The following is a 20,789-nucleotide window of genomic DNA, read 5'->3' on the forward strand; positions in this document are numbered from 1 at the left end:
AGCGGTCCCCACCGCCAGGCGCGTCGGCGTCTCCCCGAAGGGCGGCTCCCTCGCCCCGCCGCACCTGCCCGACCCGCGTCCTCGCGCTGTGCGGTCCGGGGTGACGGCCTCATTCCGGGCCGGACCGGGCAGCTGACGTAGGGGCCGAGGCCCCGGTGAACAGCTCGCGGGGCCGACGTCGGGTCAGTCGAGGTCCTGCCCGTCGGCCAGCGGTAGTTCGAACCAGACCACCTTGCCTGTGCTCACCCTGGTCGCCCCCCAGCGCTGCGCGAGCTGGTCGACCAGGAACAGCCCCCGGCCGCCCTCGTCGCTCAGGCGCGCGTGCCGCATCCTCGGCACCACCGTCGAGTCGTCCTCCACCTCGCACCGGAGCACGTCCGTGCGCAGCAACCGCAGCGTGATCGGCCGGCCGGCGAAGCGCACCGCGTTGCCCACCACCTCGCTGACCAGAAGCTCGGTGGACTCCAGCAGGGCCTCCAGACCCCACTGGCGCAGGGTCCTGCGGGTCAGCCGCCGGGCCCGGGCCGCGGTCTGCGGACGCGGGGCCAGGTACCAGTACGCGACGGTGTCCGGCAGGACGCCCTCGAACCGGGCGGCCAGCAGCGCGATGTCGTCGTCCCGGTCACCCTCGCCCAACGTGCCGAGCGCCTGGTCGCACAGCTCCTCCAGCCCCGGCTCCACCGCGTCCGGGGCGCCCGCCCGCAGCCGTGCGCGCAGCCGGTCCACGCCGGTCAGCACATCCGCGTCACGGGACTCGACCAGACCGTCGGTGTACAGCAGCAGGGTCGCGCCGGCCGGAGCGTGCAGCTCGACGGACTCGAAGCCGCCGCTGCCGACACCGATCGGCGCCCCGGGCGGCACCTGGACGACCTCGGTGCCACCGTCGGGGCGCAGCAGCACCGGCGGCAGATGGCCGGCGTTGGAGATCAGCAGCCGCTGCAGCACGGGGTCGTACATGGCATACAGGCAGGTGGCCGTGTGCTCGCTGCCCAGGCGTTCGGCCTGCTCGTCGAGGTGGTGCAGGATCTCGTCGGGGGAGAGGTCGAGGCCGGCCAGGGTCTGCACGATGGTGCGCAGCTGGCCCATGATCGCCGCGGACGTCATGGAGTGGCCCATCACGTCGCCGATGACCAGCGCGACCCGGTTCCCGGGCAGCGGGATCGCGTCGTACCAGTCGCCGCCGACCTGCGCGGTCCGTGAGGCCGGCAGATAGCGGCTGGCCAGCACCACTCCGGTCGGTTCGGGCAGGGACGGCGGGAGCATCGTGCGCTGCAACGCGTCCGCGACGGCCGCCTCACGGGCGTACAGCACCGCCTTGTGGATGCCGAGCGCGGTGTGGGTGGCGAGCTGGGAGGCGACCAGGAGGTCGTCGTAGGTGAAGTCGGGCCGCCCGGGGGAGCGGATGAGGACGACGCTGCCCATGACATGGCTACGGCCGTGCAGGGGCGCGATGATCAACCGGCGCCCGGGCGGCACCGCGCCCGGCGCGTTCGCCGCCCCCAGCAGTTCGGCCACCGCGGCCCGCAGGCCCGGGGTGGAGCCGAACACCGGCCGCCCTGCCTGGAGCAGCTTGACGAGCAGACCGTCCGCGGCCGGCCGGACCACCTCGGCCGCCTGGAGGGTGGCGGCGGACGGGGCCGGGGCGGTGGTGTGCAGCCGCAGGACGCCGGGCTCGGCGGTGCTCTCGTCGCCCACCGGGAGCGGCGCGTACAAATGGACGAACGCGGTGTCGGCGAAGGCCGGGACGGCCGCCCGGCACAGTTCGCCGAGGGTCTCGTCGAGGTTCATGCCGCGGGCGATCTGCCGGGTCGCCGCGTCGAGATAACGCAGCCGGTCGGTCTGCGGCTCGGAGGCGAGCGGCCGTCCGGCGGGCTCCTGCGGGGGCGCGTGCCGGGGCGGCGGGCGTCGGGTGGACTCGCTGTGTGGAGTGTCATCGACCGTGGAGCGCAGTGGGTCGGTCTGCGGTTCGGAGGCGAGGGGCCGTGCGGCGGGCGCGTGCGGGGGCGGCGGGCGTCGGGCGGACTCGCCGTGTGGAGTGTCCTCGGCCGCGCGTGGCGCGCCCGAGCGGGGCGCCGACGCGGGAGGCTCCGGCGGGGACGGGACCGGACGCTCCGGCGGGGAGGGGGCCGGACGCTCCGGCAGGGATGGGGAGGGGCGCTCCGGCGGGGACGGGGCGGCGGCGGGTCCGGGTGCGCGGGCCGGTCGGCCACGGGCACCGCCGTCGGCTCCGAGCTGCTTCGTCACGCCAGTCCTTCCGGCCGGGCGGGCCCGCGCTGAGGCGGGCTGAGGGGGGGGCTGAGGGGGAGCGGTCAGCCACGCCGTCGGCAGCGCAGGAAGATCTGCACCTCGGGCGGGACGTCCACGGAGGAGGGGGCGTACGAGTACGAGGACTCCTCCAGGACCTCCAGGCCCGCAGCCTCCACCACCTCACGCAGGTCGTCCCGTAGGAAGCCGGACACCCGGATGGTGCTGCCGATGAACGGGATCGAGAAGTCGTCCACGTCGGCCTCGACCATCGACAGCGCGAACAGGCCGCCCGGCACGAGCAGATGGCGGACGGTCCGCAGGGCGAGGGGGATCTCGGCCCGCGGCAGCATGAGCAGGGAGAAGAAGGCCGCCACCGCGTCGAAGCGGCCGAGGTCCCGGGGGCCGCCGGGCCGCAGATCGGCGATGTCCGCCTGATGGAACGTCCCGCTCGGCACGTACTCCCGGGCGAGCGCGACCATCCGGTCCGACAGGTCGACGCCCACGACGTCCAGGCCCGCTTCCGCCAGCTGGCGCGCGGTCGGGATCCCGGTGCCGCACCCGAGGTCCAGCACCCGGGCCCCGGCGGGCAGGGACCGGATGAGCCACTCGGCGGACCCGACCTGGCCCTCCTTGTGCGGGAAGGCCTCGTCGTAACGGTCGCCGATGGCGTCGAAGGCCTCGGCCTGGCCGGTGCGGTCCAGCCGCATGCCCCCGTAGTCGAGTCCGTCGGCGGGGCTGCTCACGAGGAACCTCCTTTGGCGGTGTATGGGTAATTTTTTCACAGTTATGCCGATTGGGGCGCCCGATCCGTCCGCCGTGGCAGTGTCCCTTCGAAGCACGCCCAGTCCGTCGCCCCGGGTCCGAGACGTGCAGCAGGTTCTCCAGGACGTTGTAGGGCGTGGTGGGGTAGCGCACGGGACCCCGTCAGCGCGGGGGAGCGCGCGAGGTCGCTCAGCCGTACGCCAGCTGCGCGGCCTCCGGGAACCGGAGCCAGTCCCGGGTGGCCGCCCAGTCGGCTCACGGCGTCGATGACGCGATGCTCCGTGACCCGGCGCTCGCCGCCTGGCCCTCCGGGCGCCTGACGGAGGACTGGCGTGGTCAGGCGCCCTGGGGGGTGGGTGGCGGTGCCGCTCGCGGATGTGGTGCGTGCGGGTGTCGGTCGTGGTGCTGTGCGGGGTGCGAGTCGTGGTCCCTGCGGGGCGTCTAGAAGAACCCCAGCTTCTTCGGTGAGTAGCTGACCAGCAGGTTCTTGGTCTGCTGGTAGTGCTCCAGCATCATCTTGTGGGTCTCGCGGCCGATGCCGGACTGCTTGTAGCCGCCGAACGCCGCGTGTGCCGGGTAGGCGTGGTAGCAGTTCGTCCAGACGCGGCCCGCCTGGATCGCGCGGCCCGCGCGGTAGGCGGTGTTGATGTCCCGTGTCCACACGCCCGCGCCGAGGCCGTACAGGGTGTCGTTCGCGATCTTGATGGCGTCGTCGAAGTCGCCGAAGGGGGCCACGGAGACGACGGGACCGAAGATCTCCTCCTGGAAGATCCGCATCCGGTTGTCGCCCTCGAAGATGGTCGGGCGGACGTAGTAACCGCCCTTCAACTCGCCGTCGTACTCGACGCGTTCTCCGCCCGTGAGGATCTTCGCGCCCTCCTGCCGCCCGATGTCGAGGTAGGAGAGGATCTTCTCCAGCTGGTCGTTGGAGGCCTGGGCGCCGATCATCGTGTCGGTGTCCAAGGGGTGGCCCGGCTTGATGAGTTCGGTGCGGGCGACGGCCGCCTCCAGGAACTCCGCGTAGGTGCCGCGCTGGACCAGCGCCCGGGACGGGCAGGTGCACACCTCGCCCTGGTTGAGCGCGAACATGGTGAAGCCTTCGAGGGCCTTGTCGCGGAAGTCGTCGTCCTGCGCCCAGACGTCGTCGAAGAAGATGTTGGGCGACTTGCCACCGAGCTCCAGCGTGACCGGCTTGATGTTCTCCGAGGCGTACTGCATGATCAACCGCCCCGTCGTGGTCTCGCCGGTGAACGCCACCTTCGCCACTCGGGGGCTCGACGCGAGCGGCTTGCCGGCCTCCACACCGAAGCCGTTGACGATGTTCACCACCCCCGGTGGCAGCAGGTCGGCGATCAGGCTCATCCAGTAGTGGAGGGAGGCCGGGGTCTGCTCGGCCGGCTTGATGACGACCGCGTTGCCCGCGGCGAGGGCGGGCGCGAGCTTCCACACCGCCATCAGGATGGGGAAGTTCCACGGGATGATCTGGGCGACGACGCCCAGCGGCTCGTGGAAGTGGTACGCCACCGTGTCGTCGTCGATCTCGCCGAGCGAGCCCTCCTGTGCGCGGATCGCGCCCGCGAAGTAGCGGAAGTGGTCGATGGCGAGGGGGATGTCGGCCGCCAGCGTCTCGCGCACCGGCTTGCCGTTCTCCCAGCTCTCGGCGACCGCCAGCTTCTCGAGGTTCGCCTCCATACGGTCAGCGATCCGCAGGAGGATGTCGGACCGCGCGGTCACCGAGGTGCGGCCCCAGGCCGGGGCGGCCGCGTGTGCCGCGTCGAGCGCCCGCTCCACGTCCTCCGCCGTGCCGCGCGCGACCTCGGTGAACGGCTGCCCGTTCACCGGCGACGGGTTCTCGAAGTACTGGCCGCGGGCCGGCGGCACGTACTCGCCGCCGATGAAGTGGTCGTAGCGCGCCTGGTAGGAGACGATCGCGCTCTCGGTGCCGGGCGCCGCGTAACGGGTCATGCTGGCCTGCCTCCCTGGAGCAGCGCTGCCCGCCGTTGGGCAGCTCTCGGCGCGAGGCTAGGGAGGGGGACGTTGCAACCACGTTGCCGTCAGCGGTGGGGGTGGGTGGCGGGCAGGGGCGCCGCGGTGGGGCCTTGGTCGGTCAGGGGTGGTTACGGGGACCCGGGTCCTCTGCGGTGCCCCTCCGGTGCGGTCAGTTCCGAGTCCAGGGCCGCGAGGCGGGAGCGGACGGCCGCTGTCGGACGGGCCGCGGCCAGGGCCCGCCAGACGTCGAAGTCGTCCTCGCCCCAGGGCGCGTGCGCCCAGTCCGCCAGCAGGTCCGGGTCCCGGCGAGCGATCAGGGCCGTCCGCAGACCGTCGGCGAGGCGGTTCCTGAGCCGTACGACCGCCGGCGCCTGGGAGGCGGGCAGCAGCGGACCGGTGTACAGCGCCGCCGCCGCGGTGACCGCACCGGCCTCCAGGCGCCGCTCCACGACGGCGACATCGGACGCGACCGGCACGGCGAGCCGGTACGGGCGCGACTCCAGCAGCCCGGGGCCGAGAACCCTGCGCAGCCGGGCGAGTTCCGCCCGCAAGGTCACCGGGGTCACCGACTCGTCCTCGTACAGCGCGCACAGCAACTCGTCTCCGGTCAGTCCCTCCGGATGACGGGACAGCAGCACCACGATCTCGCTGTGCCGACGGCTCAGCCTGATCCCGCGGCCGCCGGCACGCAGCTGCGCCTCGTCACGGCCCAGCGCGGTCAGCTCGGGCAGGTCCGCGGCGGGCTGCTCGGGGGCGAGCAGCGCCAGATGGGACTCCGCGGCCCGCGCGACCGCCTGCACGAACCCCAGGCTGTGCGGATGCGCGAGCCCGTCCCCACCGGTGATGTCCACGGCGCCCAGCACCCGCCCGGTCCGCGGATCGTGCACCGGGGCCGCCGCGCAGGTCCACGGCTGCACCCGCCGGATGAAGTGCTCCGCGGCGAACACCTGCACCGGCCGGTCCAGGGCGACCGCAGTGCCCGGCGCGTTCGTCCCGACCGCCGTCTCCGCCCACCGGGCACCCGGCACGAAGTTCATCAGCCCCGCCTGTCGCCGGGTCGACGCGTGCCCCTCGACCCACAGCAGTCTGCCGTGCGCGTCGCACACCGCCAGCAGATGCTCCCCGTCGGCCGCGAACGTGCCCAGCAACTCCCGGAACAGAGGCATCACCCGGGCCAGCGGATGCTCGGACCGATACGCGCCGAGGTCGCCGTCCAGCAACTCGACGCTCGCCGTCCCGTCGGGTCCGACCCCGGCCCGCGCGGAACGCCGCCACGAGTCCGCCACCACCGGTCGCACCGGCCGCGGCACGGTACCGGCCTCGGTGAACGTCTCGTGCGCGCGCCGCAGCATCCGTGCGCGCTCGGCAGGGTCGGCCCCCGGCTCCAGGGCCACCCACGGATCGGTCAACTCGGCCTCCCCGAAAGGCGATGTGACTGGGGACATCGTCACTCCCGGTACGCGCGCGGACAACCTCTCCGACCGGCGTCATCGGAACGATGTCACCGCCCGGCGCGCTCGACCAGCCGCATGTACCGCTCCCAGTCCCAGTGCGGCCCGGGGTCCGTGTGGTCGGTGCCCGGCACCTCGTGGTGCGCGATGACGTGTGCCCGGTCCGTCGGTATCGCGTACCTGGCGCAGATGTCGGCCGTCAGCCGCGCCGACTGCTCGTACATGACGTCGGTGAAGAACTCGGGCCGCTCGACCCGCCCTTCGTGCTCGATGCCGATACTGCGGGTGTTCCAGTCCCAGTTCCCCGCGTGCCAGGCGATGTCGGCCTCACGGACGCACTGGGCGATGTTGCCGTCCCGGGACCGGACCACGTAATGGGCGGAGACCTTCTTCTCGGAACTCCGGAAGACACCCAGGGTCTTGCGGTAACTGGTCTGCGTCACATGAATGATCACGAGGTCGACGGGATGGCTCGTCGGGCGGTTCGCCGGCGTGCGGTTGGCGGGTGTCGCGGGCTGCCACTCGGCGAGCGGGTGGTCGACGGCGTGGGTGTCCGCACCGGCGCGCGCGTCGGGGAGCAGCGCGTACGGGACGGCGGTCAGGGCGGCGCCCTTCAGGAGCCGCCGTCTGCTCGGCAGCGGTCTTGCCCGTTCCATGGACGATCGCCTTTCGACGGTGCGGTGTTGATCGGGACGCGGGTCAGAGGCGGACGGTTGCCGCGACCTCCCTCAACCGCGCGTGCACGCCACGGTGGGTCTCCCGCTCGGGCAGCCACTCCTTGCGGATCTTCGCCACGCACGTGTAGTTGGTGTCGCACACATTGGCCAGGGGCGACTCGACGACCTGGGTGGCGAACTGGTACGCGTCGAGTTCGCTGAACCCGTAGTCGCGCACCAGCCATCGCACCAGGTCGAGTTGGGATATCCGGAACGCGTCCTCCAACGGGCGCGCGGACCCTGTGGAGATGATGTGCGTGTCCGACTCGATGCGCGGCCAGGGCGTGGCGAGCCCTTTCAACAGCTCCACGATCACCACCGTGTTCATCGCGCACTCGACGGCCACCCCGCACGTCTCGCCCTCACCCTGCCGCGCGTGCCCGTCGCCGAGACTCAGCAGCGCGCCTTCGACGTTCACCCCGAGATAGCAGGTGACACCGGCTCGCATCTCCGGTGTGTCCATGTTCCCGCCGTGCGCGTCGGGTACCAGGGCGGAGCGGACCTCCAGGTTGGCGGGGGCCACGCCCACCGTGCCGTGCATCGGGTCCATCGGCAGCTCGATCTCGATGTCGCTGTCGTGCGCCCGGAACAGGGCCGTGCGGCGGGCCCGGTCCAGCTGCCAGATCCAGACCGTCTCCGGCAGCGGTGGCTGGAGGGTGGCGGTGGTGTGCGTCGAGGTGAGGGCGCCGAAGAGCGGGACCGTCGTCGACGCGGCCCAGTCCCTAGCTGGTTCGATCGAGACGAAGTGCACGGCGACCGTGTCGCCCGGTTCGGCGCCCTCGATGTGGAAGGGGCCGGTCTGCGGGTTCAGGAAGGGGAAGGCGCACACCTCGGACACCAGGTCCTTCTCGGACCGGACCCGGCCGGCGAAACAGTCCTCGGTGTACAGGTCGAGAACGGTGCCGGGCGCGATGCGTGCCACGGGCGGGGCGCCGCCGAACGTCCAGGCGTACTCGCCCGGTTCGGGCCGCACGGTGAGGATGCGGGGGTCGCTCATGGGGCACTGCTCCGATCTGGGGGCGTGGGCACGGGGGGCAGGGTCGGGGGACCCGCACGAACGGGGGCCCGGGGGGCGGGGTGGGCCCGCGGGAGCGTGGCCCGGCGTTCTGGGGGCGACGAGGCGTACCGACGCGTCGGCCGTCCTCACGGCAGTCGTGCCTCGCGTGGATCACGGTACGGCGCCGGTGAGGTGCGCAGAAGGGCACGTGGTGATTCGGTGGACAGCCTCGGACCTGTGGACAAGTCGCTCACCCGTGGGAGTGAAGAGGCCCTGGGCATGTGAGTGAAGAAGCCTGGGCGTGTGAGCGAAGAGGCCTGGGCGTGTGAGCGAAGTCGCCCCAGGATCAAGCCCGTTCGGCCACAGCCGCCGGGTCGTCCAGGACCGCCCGGACCACGGAGTGCGCCGCTCCGAGCAACGGTCCCTCGGGACCCAGACGCGACACCGACACCGGACACGGCGGTCCCGCCGTACGCCCGGCCAGCTCGGCCTCCAGCGACGGCAGCAGCCAGGGTGCGAGGCCGGACAGCTCACCGCCCAGCACCACGCTCTCGGGGTCCAGCAGATTGACCGCTCCGGTCAGCGCGACACCGAGCGCCCGCCCCGCGTCCCGCAGGGCGCGACGTACGTCCTCGTCGCCCTCGGCGGCACGGGTCGCGAGCAGCCCGACCCGGTCGTCCCCGGGCTCCAGCCCCGCCGCGCGCAGTACCGCCTCCTCACCGGCGTACTGCTCCAGGCAGCCGCGCCCGCCACACGCACAGCGCGGCCCCTCCGGCTCCACCGGCACATGTCCCAGCTCGCCGGCGAACCCGCGGGTCCCGCGCAGCAGCCTGCCGGCCACGACGACCGCCGCGCCGATACCGATCTCCGCCGACACATGCAGGAAGTCGGGCGGGGTGGCGTCGCCGAGCCAGAGTTCGGCGAGGGCGCCGAAGTTGGCCTCGTTGTCGACGGTCAAGGGGTACGCCTCGGGCAGCAGGGCGCCGAGGTCGGTGTCGTGCCAGTCGAGGTTCGGGGCGCGGACGACCGTACTGCCGTCGCGGGCGACCAGGCCCGGCACGGCCACCGCGAGTCCGGCCGGCCACAGGCCCTCGCCCGCCGCCTCGGCGACGACACGGTCGATCAGTTCGGTGAGTTCCTCGATGACCGGCGCGGGGGCGCGGCCGCGGTTCACACCGTGGCGTACGGCCCGGGCGCGCACCTCGCCGCGCAGGTCGACCGCGCAGACCGCGAGGTGGTCGACGCCGACCTCGGCGCCGATACCGGCGGGACCGTGGGCGCTGACGGCGAGCGCCGAGCCGGGCCGTCCCACGCGCCCCGGCCGTTCGGGGCCCAGCTCCTGGAGCAGGCCCGAGCGTATGAGCTCGTCGACGAGGGTCGACACGGCCGCGCGCGTGAGCCCGATCCGGGAGGCGACGGCGGCACGGGAGAGGGGGCCGCCCGCGCTGACGGTGTGCATCACCCGGGCCAGGTTGCGGCGGCGCATGCCCTGCTGGGTGTCGGGCAGCGCGCGTCCGGGTCCGGCCGGGTGGGCGCCGTGCAGCGGTGCGGTCATGCCTCCGTCAGTCCTCCGGTGATCGATTTATCTGTCTCTCCGCGATCCGTCTGTCTCTCCGCGATCCAGCTATCCGTCTCTCCGCGACGAGGCGGACGGCGGGGAGCCCTCGGAGGCGCGGTCTCCCTTCCGCGGCGCACCTGAAAGGCCGCCGCCGACCCTTTTCGGTTCACCGGGTCCCGCCCGACGAGTCCCTGCCCCTGCGAACCCCGCCCACCTCTGCGGCGGCCGACTGATCAGCCCTTTCCAGCCGTCCTGTCGAGCAGTGGAGCCGCGTCGGAGAGTACCCCGGAGATCCTCGCCATGGTGGTCTCGTCCCGCTGCACGGCATCCAGGACCGGCCCGGCGGTCGTGTTCCAGCGGCGGGCGACCGCGGCCGGGTCCTCGCCGGTCAGCAGGCCCGCCGCCTGTGCCGCCGCGCCGAGCGCGACCAGTTCCCTGGCCTCGGGGACCTGTACGGGACGGCCCGAGAGCCGGCGTACGGTCTCCTGCCAGGCCCTGCCCCGGGCGCCGCCGCCGATCAGCAGAAGCGGTGTGGAGCGGTCCGCGTCCTCGTCGAGGACCAGGTCGAGCGCGCCGAGGAGCGCGTGGACGGCACCGTCGTAGGCGGCCTGGAGGAGCTGGCCGCCGGTGGTGTCGTGCCGCAGGCCGTACAGCAGCCCGGAGGCGCCCGGCAGCGCGGGGGTGCGCTCGCCGTCGAGGTAGGGCAGCAGCGTGACGCCGGAGTCGGGATCCACCGGGTCCACGGCCTCGCGGTCCAGGCCCAGCAGGGCGGCGACGCGGTCGACGGCGAGTGTGCAGTTCAGGGTGCAGGCGAGCGGCAGCCAGTCGCCGTGGGCGTCGGCGAACCCGGCCACGGTGCCGGTGGGGTCGGCCGGACGCCGTCGCGAGACCGCGTACACCGTGCCCGACGTGCCCAGGCTCAGCACGGGCGTGCCCGGACGCAGCCCGAGGCCCAGTGCCGCGGCCGCGTTGTCGCCGGTGCCGGGGGCGACCAGGGTGCCCTTGGAGAACGGCAGGTCATGGCCGTCGCGCACGGTGCCCGCCACCTCGCCGGGCCGGACCACGCGGGGGAGCAGGGCGGGATCGAGCCCCACATGCGCGAGGGTCTCCTCGTCGTACGCCTCGGTCGCCGACGCCCACCAGCCGGTGCCGGAGGCGTCGCCGCGGTCGGTCGTGCCCTGGCCGGTGAGGCGCTCGGTGAGGTAGTCGTGCGGGAGGCGCACGGCCTTGGTCGCGCGGATCGCCTCGGGCTCGTTCTCGGCCAGCCAGGCCCACTTCGTGACCGTGAAGGACGGGCCCGGCACGCTGCCGGTGCGCTCCGCCCAGGCCTTCGGGCCGCCCAGTTCCTCGATGAGCCGGGCCGCCTGCGGAGCGGAGCGCACGTCGTTCCACAGCAGGGCGGGACGTACCGGCTCGCCCTGGGCGTCCAGGGTGACGAGCCCGTGCTGCTGGCCGCCGATCGACACGGCGGCCGCCTCATGGGCCGCGTCCCCGCACTGGTGCAGGGCCTCGCAGAGCGCGTCCCACCACTGACGTGGGTCGCTCTCGCGGCCTGCCCCGGAGGAGACGGTGTGCGGTGCCTGCCCGCTCGCCACCACCCTTCCGGTGGACGCGTCGACCACCAGGGCCTTGGTGGACTGCGTGGACGTGTCCACGCCGACGACGAGCGGACCCTCGGCAGCTGACATCGGACTCTCCCTCATACGCGCTCAAGCGGCTCGTGTCTCCGTCCGGCGAAGGCCGAAGCCTCCGCGGACGTCCGAGGACTCCGCGGACGTCCCGAAGACTCGGCGGACGTCCGCGGACATCCGAAGACGTCCGGGACACGGTCGGAGACATCTTGTCTCTTCCCAGAGATGCGATCGCATACTAATTTGTAAACCGCCATGACGAAATAGTCGTGCGAAGCAGTCGTCAGCGAGCAAGGAGCCCGTCATGAACTACCAGCCCACCCCCGATGACAGGTTCACCTTCGGCCTGTGGACCGTCGGCTGGCAGGGGAGGGACCCGTTCGGCGATGCCACGCGGGGCGCCCTGGACCCTGTGGAGACCGTGCAGCGTCTGGCCGAGCTGGGCGCCCACGGTGTGACCTTCCACGACGACGACCTGATCCCCTTCGGGGCCTCGGACGGCGCGCGCGAGGGGCACATCAAGCGCTTCCGGGAGGCCCTCGACGCCACCGGCATGAAGGTGCCGATGGCCACCACCAACCTCTTCACGCACCCCGTCTTCAAGGACGGCGCGTTCACCGCGAACGACCGCGACGTACGCCGCTACGCCCTGCGCAAGACGATCCGCAACATCGATCTCGCGGTCGAGCTCGGCGCCGAGACCTACGTCGCCTGGGGCGGCCGTGAGGGTGCCGAGTCCGGCGCCGCCAAGGACGTACGCGTCGCCCTGGACCGCATGAAGGAGGCCTTCGACCTCCTCGGTGAGTACGTGACCGAGCAGGGCTACGACCTGAAGTTCGCGATCGAGCCCAAGCCGAACGAGCCGCGCGGCGACATCCTGCTGCCCACCGTCGGCCACGCCCTGGCGTTCATCGAGCGCCTGGAGCGCCCGGAGCTCTACGGCGTCAACCCGGAGGTCGGCCACGAGCAGATGGCCGGGCTGAACTTCCCGCACGGCATCGCTCAGGCCCTGTGGGCGGGCAAGCTCTTCCACATCGACCTCAACGGCCAGTCCGGCATCAAGTACGACCAGGACCTCCGCTTCGGCGCGGGTGACCTGCGCTCGGCGTTCTGGCTGGTCGACCTGCTGGAGAGCGCCGGGTACGCGGGCCCGAAGCACTTCGACTTCAAGCCCCCGCGCACCGAGGACCTCGACGGTGTCTGGGCGTCGGCCGCGGGCTGCATGCGCAACTACCTCATCCTGAAGGAGCGTGCCGCGGCCTTCCGCGCCGACCCGCAGGTCCAGGAGGCGCTGCGCGCCGCGCGTCTGGACGAGCTGGCGCAGCCCACGGCCGCGGACGGCCTGAAGTCGCTGCTCGCGGACCGTGCGGCCTTCGAGGAGTTCGACGTGGAGGCGGCCGCCGCGCGCGGCATGGCCTTCGAGCAGCTCGACCAGCTGGCGATGGACCACCTGCTGGGGGCACGCGGCTGACCGGCCGCGCCATGAGCGCACGCGCGCGTGGACCCCTCGTGGGTCTTGTCAGGCACGCGCGCGTGCAGGGCACGACCGACCCTCGCGCGGGATGCTCCGGAATGATGCCGTCCATGGCATGAGTCCGTATCAACTTCCCGGCGGGGGTCGCGTCCTGCCCGGCATCCGGCGACTCTGGACGGTATGGCCATGCCGCCCGTACCGCCCCAGCCGCCCGGGCCGCCGGACGACACGCCGCCCTACGGCGGCGGCTTCGGACCCCCTCCCGACGGCTTCGGCCAAGGAGGGGGCTCCGGCCCTCCGGGCGGGTACGGCCCGCCCTCTGGAGGGTCCCGGGGATACGGCACGCCTCCTGGAGGGTCCGATGGGTACGGCGGTGGGTACGGCCCGCCGCCCGGAGGCAACGGTCCGCCCTCGTACGGGGGATGGGACCCGCCGCCTCCGCCCGAGCCGCCGCGCGGCCCGGGCAGGGGCCGCAACCCGCTGTTCATCCTGCTCGCCCTGCTCGTGGCCGGTGCCGCTGTCGCCGCGATCGTCCTGGTGGCCTCGGGCAGGGGAGACGACTCGCCGGACGACAAGCCCAGCGCGAGCACCTCGCCCCGCCCCACGCTGAGCCTGCCGACCGAACTGCCCAGCAAGCTCCCGACCGAGCTGCCGACCCGACTGCCCTCGCAGTTCCCGACCGACCTGCCGAGCGAGTTCCCGAGCGGCCTGGAATCCCTGATCCCGTCCCTGGCGGCCGACGAGGTGCCGTACTACATGCTGCGGACCGGCGACTGCTTCGACACCGACGACAGCCGACCCGGGCAGGCCGCCAGACGCCCCTGCGACAAGCCGCACGACGCCGAGGTCGTGAAGGTGACGGAACTCGAGGGCGACCACCCGTCCGAGGCCGCCCTGCGGAAGGCGGCGTCGGCCCTCTGCGAGCGGACCCTGGACAACAGGGCGGCGGACCAGCCGGACGGGACCGTGCGCGGCATCCTGGTGCAGTACCCCGACCCCGCCGGCTACCGGCTCGGGATCGACAACGTGGCGTGCAGCCTCGCGGCCGACACCGACGGCACCCGGAAGCTCACCGCCCCGCTGAGCTGAGCCACCTCGCCGGCGCGGTTCGGCCCCTCCGACGTGGTCAGATGCCGCGAGGCAGCCGTGCGTACGTGACCGTCGTCCCCACCCCGCTGTCGACCAGTCGGCCCTGCGCGTCGAACGCGCCCGCGCCGTCGGTCATCCCAGGGCCGACTCACGGCGTAGCGGGCACCCGCGCGGTCCGCGCCGGCGACAGGAAGACGACCACGTCCGTCTCCTGCCCGGGCAGTGGTGCGGGCTCGGTCCAGCCCGTGCGCCGGTAGAACGCGAGCGTGTCGTGCGCCTGGTCCCAGGTCAGCAGCCACGCCCGGCCCTCGGGCATGGCGGCGGTCAGGGCCGTCAGCAGCCGACGGCCGAGACCCGTACCGCGAGCGTGCGGCCGTACGCCCAACTCGTCCACCTCGAAGGCGCCGACCAGCAGCTCGTCGACCCGCTCGGCGCCGAGCCGCCGGCTGACCTTGCCGTACGCGCGGTCGCTGCGGAAGGGGGACGCCGTCGTCCAGCCCGTGACGAAACCGTCCACGGCGCCGCCGTCCGACAGGGCCAGCACGGCACGGAAACCGGGCCGACGCGCGTCCTCCTCCAGCCGCTCCCGGAACGCCGAGCGGGTCTCCTCGGCGTTCTGCCCGTCCCAGGGTGGGGCGGTGAAGACCTCGACATACGCCTCGGTGAGCTCGTCCGCGAAGGTGAGGATGTCCTGGCCGAAGTGCCTCATGGCACATCAACCTATCTCCGCGACCTCCTGTGCCGCAGCCAGCGCCGTCGCGGGATCCTGAGCGGCGCCACCGGCGGGCGCCCAGCGGCCCCGCTCCTTCCGGTACGGCCACCACCGGCCGTCCCGCCCGAGGCGCAGCTGGCTCGAAGAGCCCACCGCCGTCCAGCGGTTGCCCCGCGTGCGCCACGTCGGCCGTTCGTCCTCGTCCCACGCCGTGTCGAGCGCGGCACGCGCGCGTGCGAGCGCTTCACCCTCCACGCTCCACTCCTCCTCCAGCACGTCCAGCGCGGCCACACCGCCGTCCCGCCAGGCGCGCACGGCCAGCGCCAGCTCCTCCTCGGTGCGCCCGGATCCTTCCGCCAGCCGTTCCAGTACGGCCCCCTGAGGGTCGCCCGCGGCAAGGCGGACCGCGTCCCGGGCGACGGTCAGCCCGTCCTCCCAGGGGCCCTGTCCGGACAGCAGCCGGTGTGCCTGAGCCGCGGTGCGGGCGGCCAGGAACTCCAGGGCGGCAGGCTCGACGCCGGGCGGGGGCGGTGTCTCGGTGTCCAGGGACGGAGGGACGCCGGGCTCCTCGGGCAGCTCCGGGAGCGCCGGCAGCGGCGGCAGGATGTCGCCGGCCGCGAACGCCTCGGCGGCGTCCACGCCTTCGGCCGGGCCGACGGGTGTCTTGTCGGGTACGGCGGTGCGGTCCTGGAGGTCGTCCAGCAGGGCCCGTTCGCCGCGTCCTCGCATCAGCAGCAGGACGAAGGGGTCCTCGTCCAGCAGCCTGGCCACCTGGTAGCAGAGCGCCGCCGTGTGCGCGCAGTGGTCCCAGGCGCCGCAGTCGCACTCCGGCTCCAGCTCGCCCATGCCGGGCAGGAGTTCGACGCCCGCGGCGGCGGCATCCTCGACCAGGTGCGGAGGCATGTCGCGGTCCAGGAGCGCCGCGACATGACCGGCGCGCTCGACGGCCATGTCCAGGAACCGGTCCCACTGCTCGGCGGAGAGTTCGGCCAGCAGGACGTCGGCCCGGTGCGCGGTGCGGTCGGGGTCCTGGACGACGGCCGTGATGCGACCCGGTCGTACCGACACCGCCCCCACGGCACCGGCACGCGCGAACCGGCGGCCGACCTTGACCTGCCCCGAGTCCAGTGCGGCGTCCTCCAGCGCCTTCAGCCACGCCTGGCCCCACCAGGTCTGCGCGAAACCCCGCCCGTGCGCCGGCGGGAACGCGGCGAACGTACGCTCCGTCCCGTCACTCATCGTGTACCCCCTCGCAGTTCGACCAGATCCGCCAGCTCCGCGTCCGTCAGCTCGGTGAGCGCCGCCTCCCCGGCGCCGAGCACCGCGTCGGCCAACTCCCGCTTGCGGCTCAGCATCTCCGCGATGCGGTCCTCGATGGTGCCCTCGGCGATCAACCGGTGCACCTGGACCGGCCGGTGTTGACCGATGCGGTACGCGCGGTCGGTGGCCTGCGCCTCGACGGCCGGGTTCCACCAGCGGTCGTAGTGCACGACGTGCTCGGCCCGGGTGAGGTTCAGCCCGGTGCCCGCGGCCTTCAACGACAGCAGGAACACCGGCACCTCACCGTCCTGGAAGCGCCGCACCATGTCCTCGCGGTGCGCCACGGGTGTTCCGCCGTGCAGGAACTGCGAGGCCACCCCGCGGTCGGCCAGGTGCCGCTCGATGAGGCGCGCCATCTGCACGTACTGGGTGAAGACCAGCACGCTCGCCCCCTCGGCGAGGATGGTGTCGAGCAACTCGTCCAGCAGCTCCAGTTTCCCGGACCGCCCGACGATCCTCGGCCGTTCCTCCTTCAGGTACTGCGCCGGGTGGTTGCAGATCTGCTTCAGCCCGGTCAGCAGCTTCACGATCAGCCCGCGCCGCGCCATGCTGTCGGCGCCGGAGATCTCCGCGAGCGTCTCGCGCACGACGGCCTCGTACAGAGCGGTCTGTTCCGTGGTGAGCGACACCGCGCGGTCGGTCTCGGTCTTCGGCGGCAGCTCCGGGGCGATGCCCGGGTCCGACTTGCGGCGGCGCAGCAGGAACGGGGCCACCAACCGGGAGAGCCGCTCGGCGGCCCGTGGGTCCCGGCCGCCCTCGACGGCCTGCGCGTACCGCGTACGGAACGTGCCGAGCCGGCCCAGCAGGCCGGGTGTCGTCCAGTCGAGGATCGCCCACAGCTCCGAGAGGTTGTTCTCCACCGGGGTGCCGGTGAGCGCCACGCGTGCGCGTGCGCCGATGGAACGCAGCTGCCGCGCGGTCGCCGAGTACGGGTTCTTCACATGCTGTGCCTCGTCCGCGACCACCATCCCCCACGACACCTCGGCCAGCCGTCCGGCGTCCAGCCGCATCGTGCCGTACGTGGTGAGCACGAACTCCCCGTCGACCAGTGCGTCCAGGTCGCGCCGCGGGCCGTGAAAACGGCGCACGCGCGTGCCGGGGGCGAACTTCTCGATCTCGCGCTGCCAGTTGCCCATGAGGGAGGTGGGGCACACCACGAGCGTGGGTCCGGTGGTCGCCGGGTCCTGCTGCCGGTGCAGGTGCAGGGCGATGAGTGTGATCGTCTTGCCGAGCCCCATGTCGTCGGCGAGACAGCAGCCCAGCCCCAGGGAGGTCATCCGCGCCAGCCAGTTCAGGCCCCGCCGCTGGTAGTCCCGCAGCGTGGCCGCGAGCGCCGCGGGCTGCTCCACCGGCTCCTGCGCCTCGGGGTTCGCGAGCCGCTCCTTGAGGGCCGCGAGCCATCCTGTGGGGTGGACGTCGACCTTGTGACCGTCGATCTCCGTGGAACCCGTCAGGGCGGCTCCGAGCGCGTCGACGGGGGTGAGCTTGCGGTCCTGCTGGGCGCGGGCCCGACGCACCTCCTGCGGGTCGATCAGGACCCACTGGTCGCGCAGCCGCACGACCGGGCGGCTGGACTCGGCGAGCCGGTCGAGCTCCTCGCGGGTGAGCTGCCGGTCGCCCAGTGCGAACCGCCAGTTGAAGGCGAGCAGGGCTTCGGCGGACAGGAACGACGGTGTGTCCGAGGGGAGTCTGCCCGGCCTCGCCTCGTCGTCGGGTGGACCAATCACCGCGCGGGCCGTCAGCTTGCGGGCGAGCTCCTTGGGCCAGTGCACGTCGACACCGGCGAGGGCGAGGGCCCGGGCGCCGGCCGAGAGGAGATCCGTCACCTCCTCGTCGGCGAGTTCGACGGCGTCCGGCACACCGGCCGAGAGCAGGGGCGTGAGCGGCGGCCAGGCGCGGACCGCGCGGCGCAGCGCCAGCAGGGTGTCCATCCGCGCGCGCGAGCCGAAGACCCCGTCGGACCCGGCCCACACCTCGGCGGCGTCCGCGACCGACGCCGGGTCGTTCACACCGTGCACCTGAAGGACGGCACGAAACGCCAGGGCGATGTCGTCCGGTGCCGTGGTCGCCGGGGCGGTGTCGTCCGGTGCCGTGGTCGTCAGGGCGGTGTCGTCCGGCCCCGCAGCCGTCACGGTGGTGTCGTCCGGAACCGCGGTCGTCACGGTGGTGTCGTTCGGCCCCCTGGTCACGGTGGTGCCGTCCGGAACCGCGGTCGTCAGACCGGGCAGTTCGATGCGCAGCGAGAGCCGTACGCCCGCGTCGTGGCCCGCGGCCACGTCGGCCGCCCAGGCCCGTTGACCGGGCACGTGCTGCGGTTCGCGGGCCGCGTAGGCGGCGCCCCCGGTCACGAGTGAGGCCGCGGGGGAGCGGGGGAGGGTGTCGGCGACCGCGTCCAGGAAGGCGCGCACCAGCCGCTCGGGGTCGGGCAGCCGCAGCGGTTCAGCGTCGTCCAGCGGTACGGCATGCGCCTCGGGGGGCATCGCCGCGGCGAGTGCCCGGAGGCGTTCGACGTCCTCGGGGCGCAGCGGACCGGCGCGCCAGGCGTCGTGGTCGCCCTCGGACAGGCCGGGCAGCAGCAGCCCGCGGGCGGCGAGTTGGAGGGCGTGCACGGCGGCCGTACCCCAGAACACGGTCGCCCGGTGTCCGTGCGCGACGGCACGCGCGCGCGTGAGGACGGGCAGCGCGTCGCGCACCGGCATCAGCACCGCCGACACGGTCACCGCCTCGACGCCCTCCTCGACGGGCACGGCCACGGTCAGATCCTCCACGGACCCCGACGCGACGGTCGGCGGCGCTTCGTCCTCGGGGCTCCAGAAGGCGACGGCGCCGGTGCGGGCCGGGTCGCCGGGGACGAACACGGCACAGCAACGGGCCAGTTGCGAGATCTCGGACGGTGTTGCCGCGGGAATCCTGAGCGCAGGAATGGAACGCTCCTCAAATTTGACTACCTGGGCGGAGTGGCCGAGGGTACAGCACGCGGGCGCTCTGCCTGGAATCATCGCTCAGTGATCCGGGTCACGCCGTGGCGAGACTGGGTATGCCCGTCTCAGGGGCGCGTAGGGGTCCGCCTCAGGGACGTCTCAGGGTCGCGGGTCGGAACCGCGGGGAGCGCGGGGCCGTTTTCAGGACAGAGAGCGGCAGTGGCCGCGAAGGAGGCGACAGATGTCGAACACAGCGAAGATCGCCGCGGGAGGTGTGGCGGTCGGCATCCTTCTGTTGATCTGGCTGCCGTGGTGGGCCGCGCTCCTGATCGTCCTGGGAGTACCGGCCGCCGCATACCTCACGCTGGACCCCTCGCAGCGGCGCAGACTGCGCCGCGTCTCGCGCAAGGAGCTCGGTCGCTGAGACCCCGGCTACCGGACCGCGCCGGTCCGGTCGGCCAGGGCGCAGGAGTCGACCACGTCGCCGCTCGCGGGCCTGCTCACGGCATGGTCCGCGGGCGGCGACGTGCCCCGCTCCACCCAGGACACCAGCGCGTCGAACGCCGAGCGGTAACAGGGCAGGATCGGACGCAGCCGGTCGGGATACGTGTCGTACAGCCCGTCGACGTGCGTACCGCCCTCGACCGTGTAGTAACGGTGCAGCCGTCCCCGCCCGCTCGCGTCGATCATGCGCGCGTACACGTCCGAGTCGGCGGCCTTGGGCAGCAGCGCGTCCAGATCGCCGTGCAACGTGATCAGCGGTCGGCCGATCCGCCCCGTCAGCGCCACCCGGGCGACGGCACGATGCACGGACTCCGGGCGTGAGGCGTAGTCGTAGACGGCGTCGTCGGCACAGGGCGCCAGGATCTGCTCGGGGGTGGAACCGGCGCTCGGGCCGGGGCAGCCGGGGTCGTAGGACGGGTCGAACTCGGCACGGTAGATCTTCTGCGTGATTCCCCAGTAGGCCCTCTCGTGGTACGGCCACAGAAACTCCGAGCCGCGCGCGAAGCCCACCGCGTACAGGTCCTCGTCCCGCGCCGAGCCGGTCATACGGGCCACGGCCGCGGGCAAGGAGGTGAGCAGGTTCGGGCCTTCCTCGGTCCACAGCGCGCCTTCCCAGTCCACCCCGCCGTCGTACAGCTCGGGATGGTTCTCCAGCTGCCAGCGCGTCAGATAGCCGCCGTTGGAGATGCCCGTCATGTACGTGCGCCGCGGCGCCTTCCCGTAGCGCTGGGCGACCACGCGCCGGGCCGCGCGGGTCAGCTGGGTGGTGCGCGCGTTCCACTCGGCCACCGCGTCTCCGGGGCGGGTGCCGTCGCGGTAGAAGTCGGCGCCGTTGTTGCCCTTGTCGGTAGCGGCGTAGGCGTAACCGTGCGCGAGTACGTGATCGGAGATCGCGGTGTCCGTGGCGTACTGCCGTCGCGTGCCGGGCGCGCCTGTCACGACGAGTCCGCCGTTCCAGTCGTCGGGCAACCGGATGACGAACTGGGCGTCGTGTCGCCAGCCGTGGGTGGCGTTGAAGCCGGAGGAGTCGGGGAAGTAGCCGTCGATCTGCACCCCGGGAACCCCGGAGGGGGTGCGGGTCGCCCTGGCCGTCAGCCCCGCCTGGTCGGCCATGTCGGTGTACGGAGTACCGGCCAGCCCGGTCGTCGTCAGATCCGCGAGGCAGGCGCTTTGTTGGAAGGCGGCGCCCGGCACCTGGACCCGCCCCTGGCGCGCGCAGTGGTCATCCGGCGCGCCTGCGGCGGGAGTCGGCCAGGTCAGGGCCGTCGCCATCAACGTGGCGGCGAGAAGCGGGACACCGCGGGACACATGCACAGGTACCTCCGGGGGGCGGCGGGGTAGTCGAGGGCTGCCTCATGGTGCGAGGGACGCGCGCTGTCATCCATGGGGTGGGGCCACATGGAACGAGGTCGCCCTAT

General features: G+C 73.0%; 15 protein-coding genes. 3 read left to right on the plus strand and 12 right to left on the minus strand.

Going from position 1 to position 20,789, the window contains the following annotated elements; genetic code table 11:
- Positions 1 to 183: 183 nt before the first annotated feature.
- From ACZ56U_RS27255 to xylB, 8 genes are all read right to left on the minus strand, one after another.
- Positions 184 to 2,244, minus strand: coding sequence for a SpoIIE family protein phosphatase (locus tag ACZ56U_RS27255; RefSeq protein WP_469086601.1), 2,061 nt, complete (start codon positions 2,242 to 2,244; stop codon positions 184 to 186).
- Positions 2,245 to 2,309: 65 nt separating this feature from the next.
- The gene (locus ACZ56U_RS27260; RefSeq protein ID WP_469086741.1) at positions 2,310 to 2,954 is read right to left on the minus strand and encodes a class I SAM-dependent DNA methyltransferase; all 645 of its coding nucleotides are present in this window, start codon (positions 2,952 to 2,954) and stop codon (positions 2,310 to 2,312) included.
- Positions 2,955 to 3,450: 496 nt separating this feature from the next.
- On the minus strand, positions 3,451 to 4,974 hold the full coding sequence (gene exaC, locus ACZ56U_RS27265) for an acetaldehyde dehydrogenase ExaC (RefSeq protein WP_469086602.1): 1,524 nt from the start codon (positions 4,972 to 4,974) through the stop codon (positions 3,451 to 3,453).
- A gap of 152 nt (positions 4,975 to 5,126) precedes the next feature.
- Complete coding sequence (locus ACZ56U_RS27270) at positions 5,127 to 6,407, minus strand: winged helix-turn-helix domain-containing protein (protein ID WP_469086603.1); 1,281 nt, start codon at positions 6,405 to 6,407, stop codon at positions 5,127 to 5,129.
- Between the two features lie 92 nt (positions 6,408 to 6,499).
- Entirely contained in the window at positions 6,500 to 7,105 is a 606-nt protein-coding gene (locus ACZ56U_RS27275; RefSeq protein WP_469086604.1) for an N-acetylmuramoyl-L-alanine amidase, read from the minus strand.
- A 43-nt stretch (positions 7,106 to 7,148) separates the two neighbouring features.
- Positions 7,149 to 8,162, minus strand: coding sequence for an acetamidase/formamidase family protein (locus ACZ56U_RS27280; RefSeq protein ID WP_469086605.1), 1,014 nt, complete (start codon positions 8,160 to 8,162; stop codon positions 7,149 to 7,151).
- 346 nt (positions 8,163 to 8,508) lie between these two features.
- A complete protein-coding gene (locus ACZ56U_RS27285; RefSeq protein WP_469086606.1) occupies positions 8,509 to 9,717 on the minus strand; it encodes an ROK family protein in 1,209 nt (402 codons plus the stop codon).
- 236 nt (positions 9,718 to 9,953) lie between these two features.
- Complete coding sequence (gene xylB / locus ACZ56U_RS27290; RefSeq protein WP_469086607.1) at positions 9,954 to 11,408, minus strand: xylulokinase; 1,455 nt, start codon at positions 11,406 to 11,408, stop codon at positions 9,954 to 9,956.
- Between the two features lie 247 nt (positions 11,409 to 11,655).
- Between xylB and xylA the strand changes: the two genes are divergently transcribed.
- Both xylA and ACZ56U_RS27300 read left to right on the plus strand, forming a co-directional pair.
- Positions 11,656 to 12,822 (plus strand): xylose isomerase, encoded by a 1,167-nt coding sequence (gene xylA / locus ACZ56U_RS27295; RefSeq protein WP_469086608.1) that lies wholly within the window; start codon positions 11,656 to 11,658, stop codon positions 12,820 to 12,822.
- A gap of 183 nt (positions 12,823 to 13,005) precedes the next feature.
- Positions 13,006 to 13,914, plus strand: a complete 909-nt coding sequence (locus ACZ56U_RS27300) for a hypothetical protein (protein ID WP_469086609.1) — start codon at positions 13,006 to 13,008, stop codon at positions 13,912 to 13,914.
- Positions 13,915 to 14,062: 148 nt separating this feature from the next.
- Here ACZ56U_RS27300 and ACZ56U_RS27305 read toward each other — a convergent pair whose 3' ends face one another.
- From ACZ56U_RS27305 to ACZ56U_RS27315, 3 genes are read right to left on the minus strand one after another with little or no spacing between them, the layout of a single operon-like run.
- The gene (locus ACZ56U_RS27305; RefSeq protein WP_469086610.1) at positions 14,063 to 14,623 is read right to left on the minus strand and encodes a GNAT family N-acetyltransferase; all 561 of its coding nucleotides are present in this window, start codon (positions 14,621 to 14,623) and stop codon (positions 14,063 to 14,065) included.
- A 6-nt stretch (positions 14,624 to 14,629) separates the two neighbouring features.
- Entirely contained in the window at positions 14,630 to 15,865 is a 1,236-nt protein-coding gene (locus ACZ56U_RS27310) for an SWIM zinc finger family protein (RefSeq protein ID WP_469086611.1), read from the minus strand.
- On the minus strand, positions 15,862 to 18,945 hold the full coding sequence (locus ACZ56U_RS27315; RefSeq protein ID WP_469086612.1) for a DEAD/DEAH box helicase: 3,084 nt from the start codon (positions 18,943 to 18,945) through the stop codon (positions 15,862 to 15,864). The genes ACZ56U_RS27310 and ACZ56U_RS27315 overlap by 4 nt, the downstream gene beginning before the upstream one ends.
- A gap of 163 nt (positions 18,946 to 19,108) precedes the next feature.
- Between ACZ56U_RS27315 and ACZ56U_RS27320 the strand changes: the two genes are divergently transcribed.
- Entirely contained in the window at positions 19,109 to 19,291 is a 183-nt protein-coding gene (locus ACZ56U_RS27320) for a hypothetical protein (RefSeq protein WP_469086613.1), read from the plus strand.
- Positions 19,292 to 19,299: 8 nt separating this feature from the next.
- Here ACZ56U_RS27320 and ACZ56U_RS27325 read toward each other — a convergent pair whose 3' ends face one another.
- A complete protein-coding gene (locus tag ACZ56U_RS27325; RefSeq protein WP_469086614.1) occupies positions 19,300 to 20,685 on the minus strand; it encodes a tannase/feruloyl esterase family alpha/beta hydrolase in 1,386 nt (461 codons plus the stop codon).
- Between the last annotated feature and the right edge of the window lie 104 nt (positions 20,686 to 20,789).

Source organism: Streptomyces sp. NPDC034103, assembly GCF_055575395.1.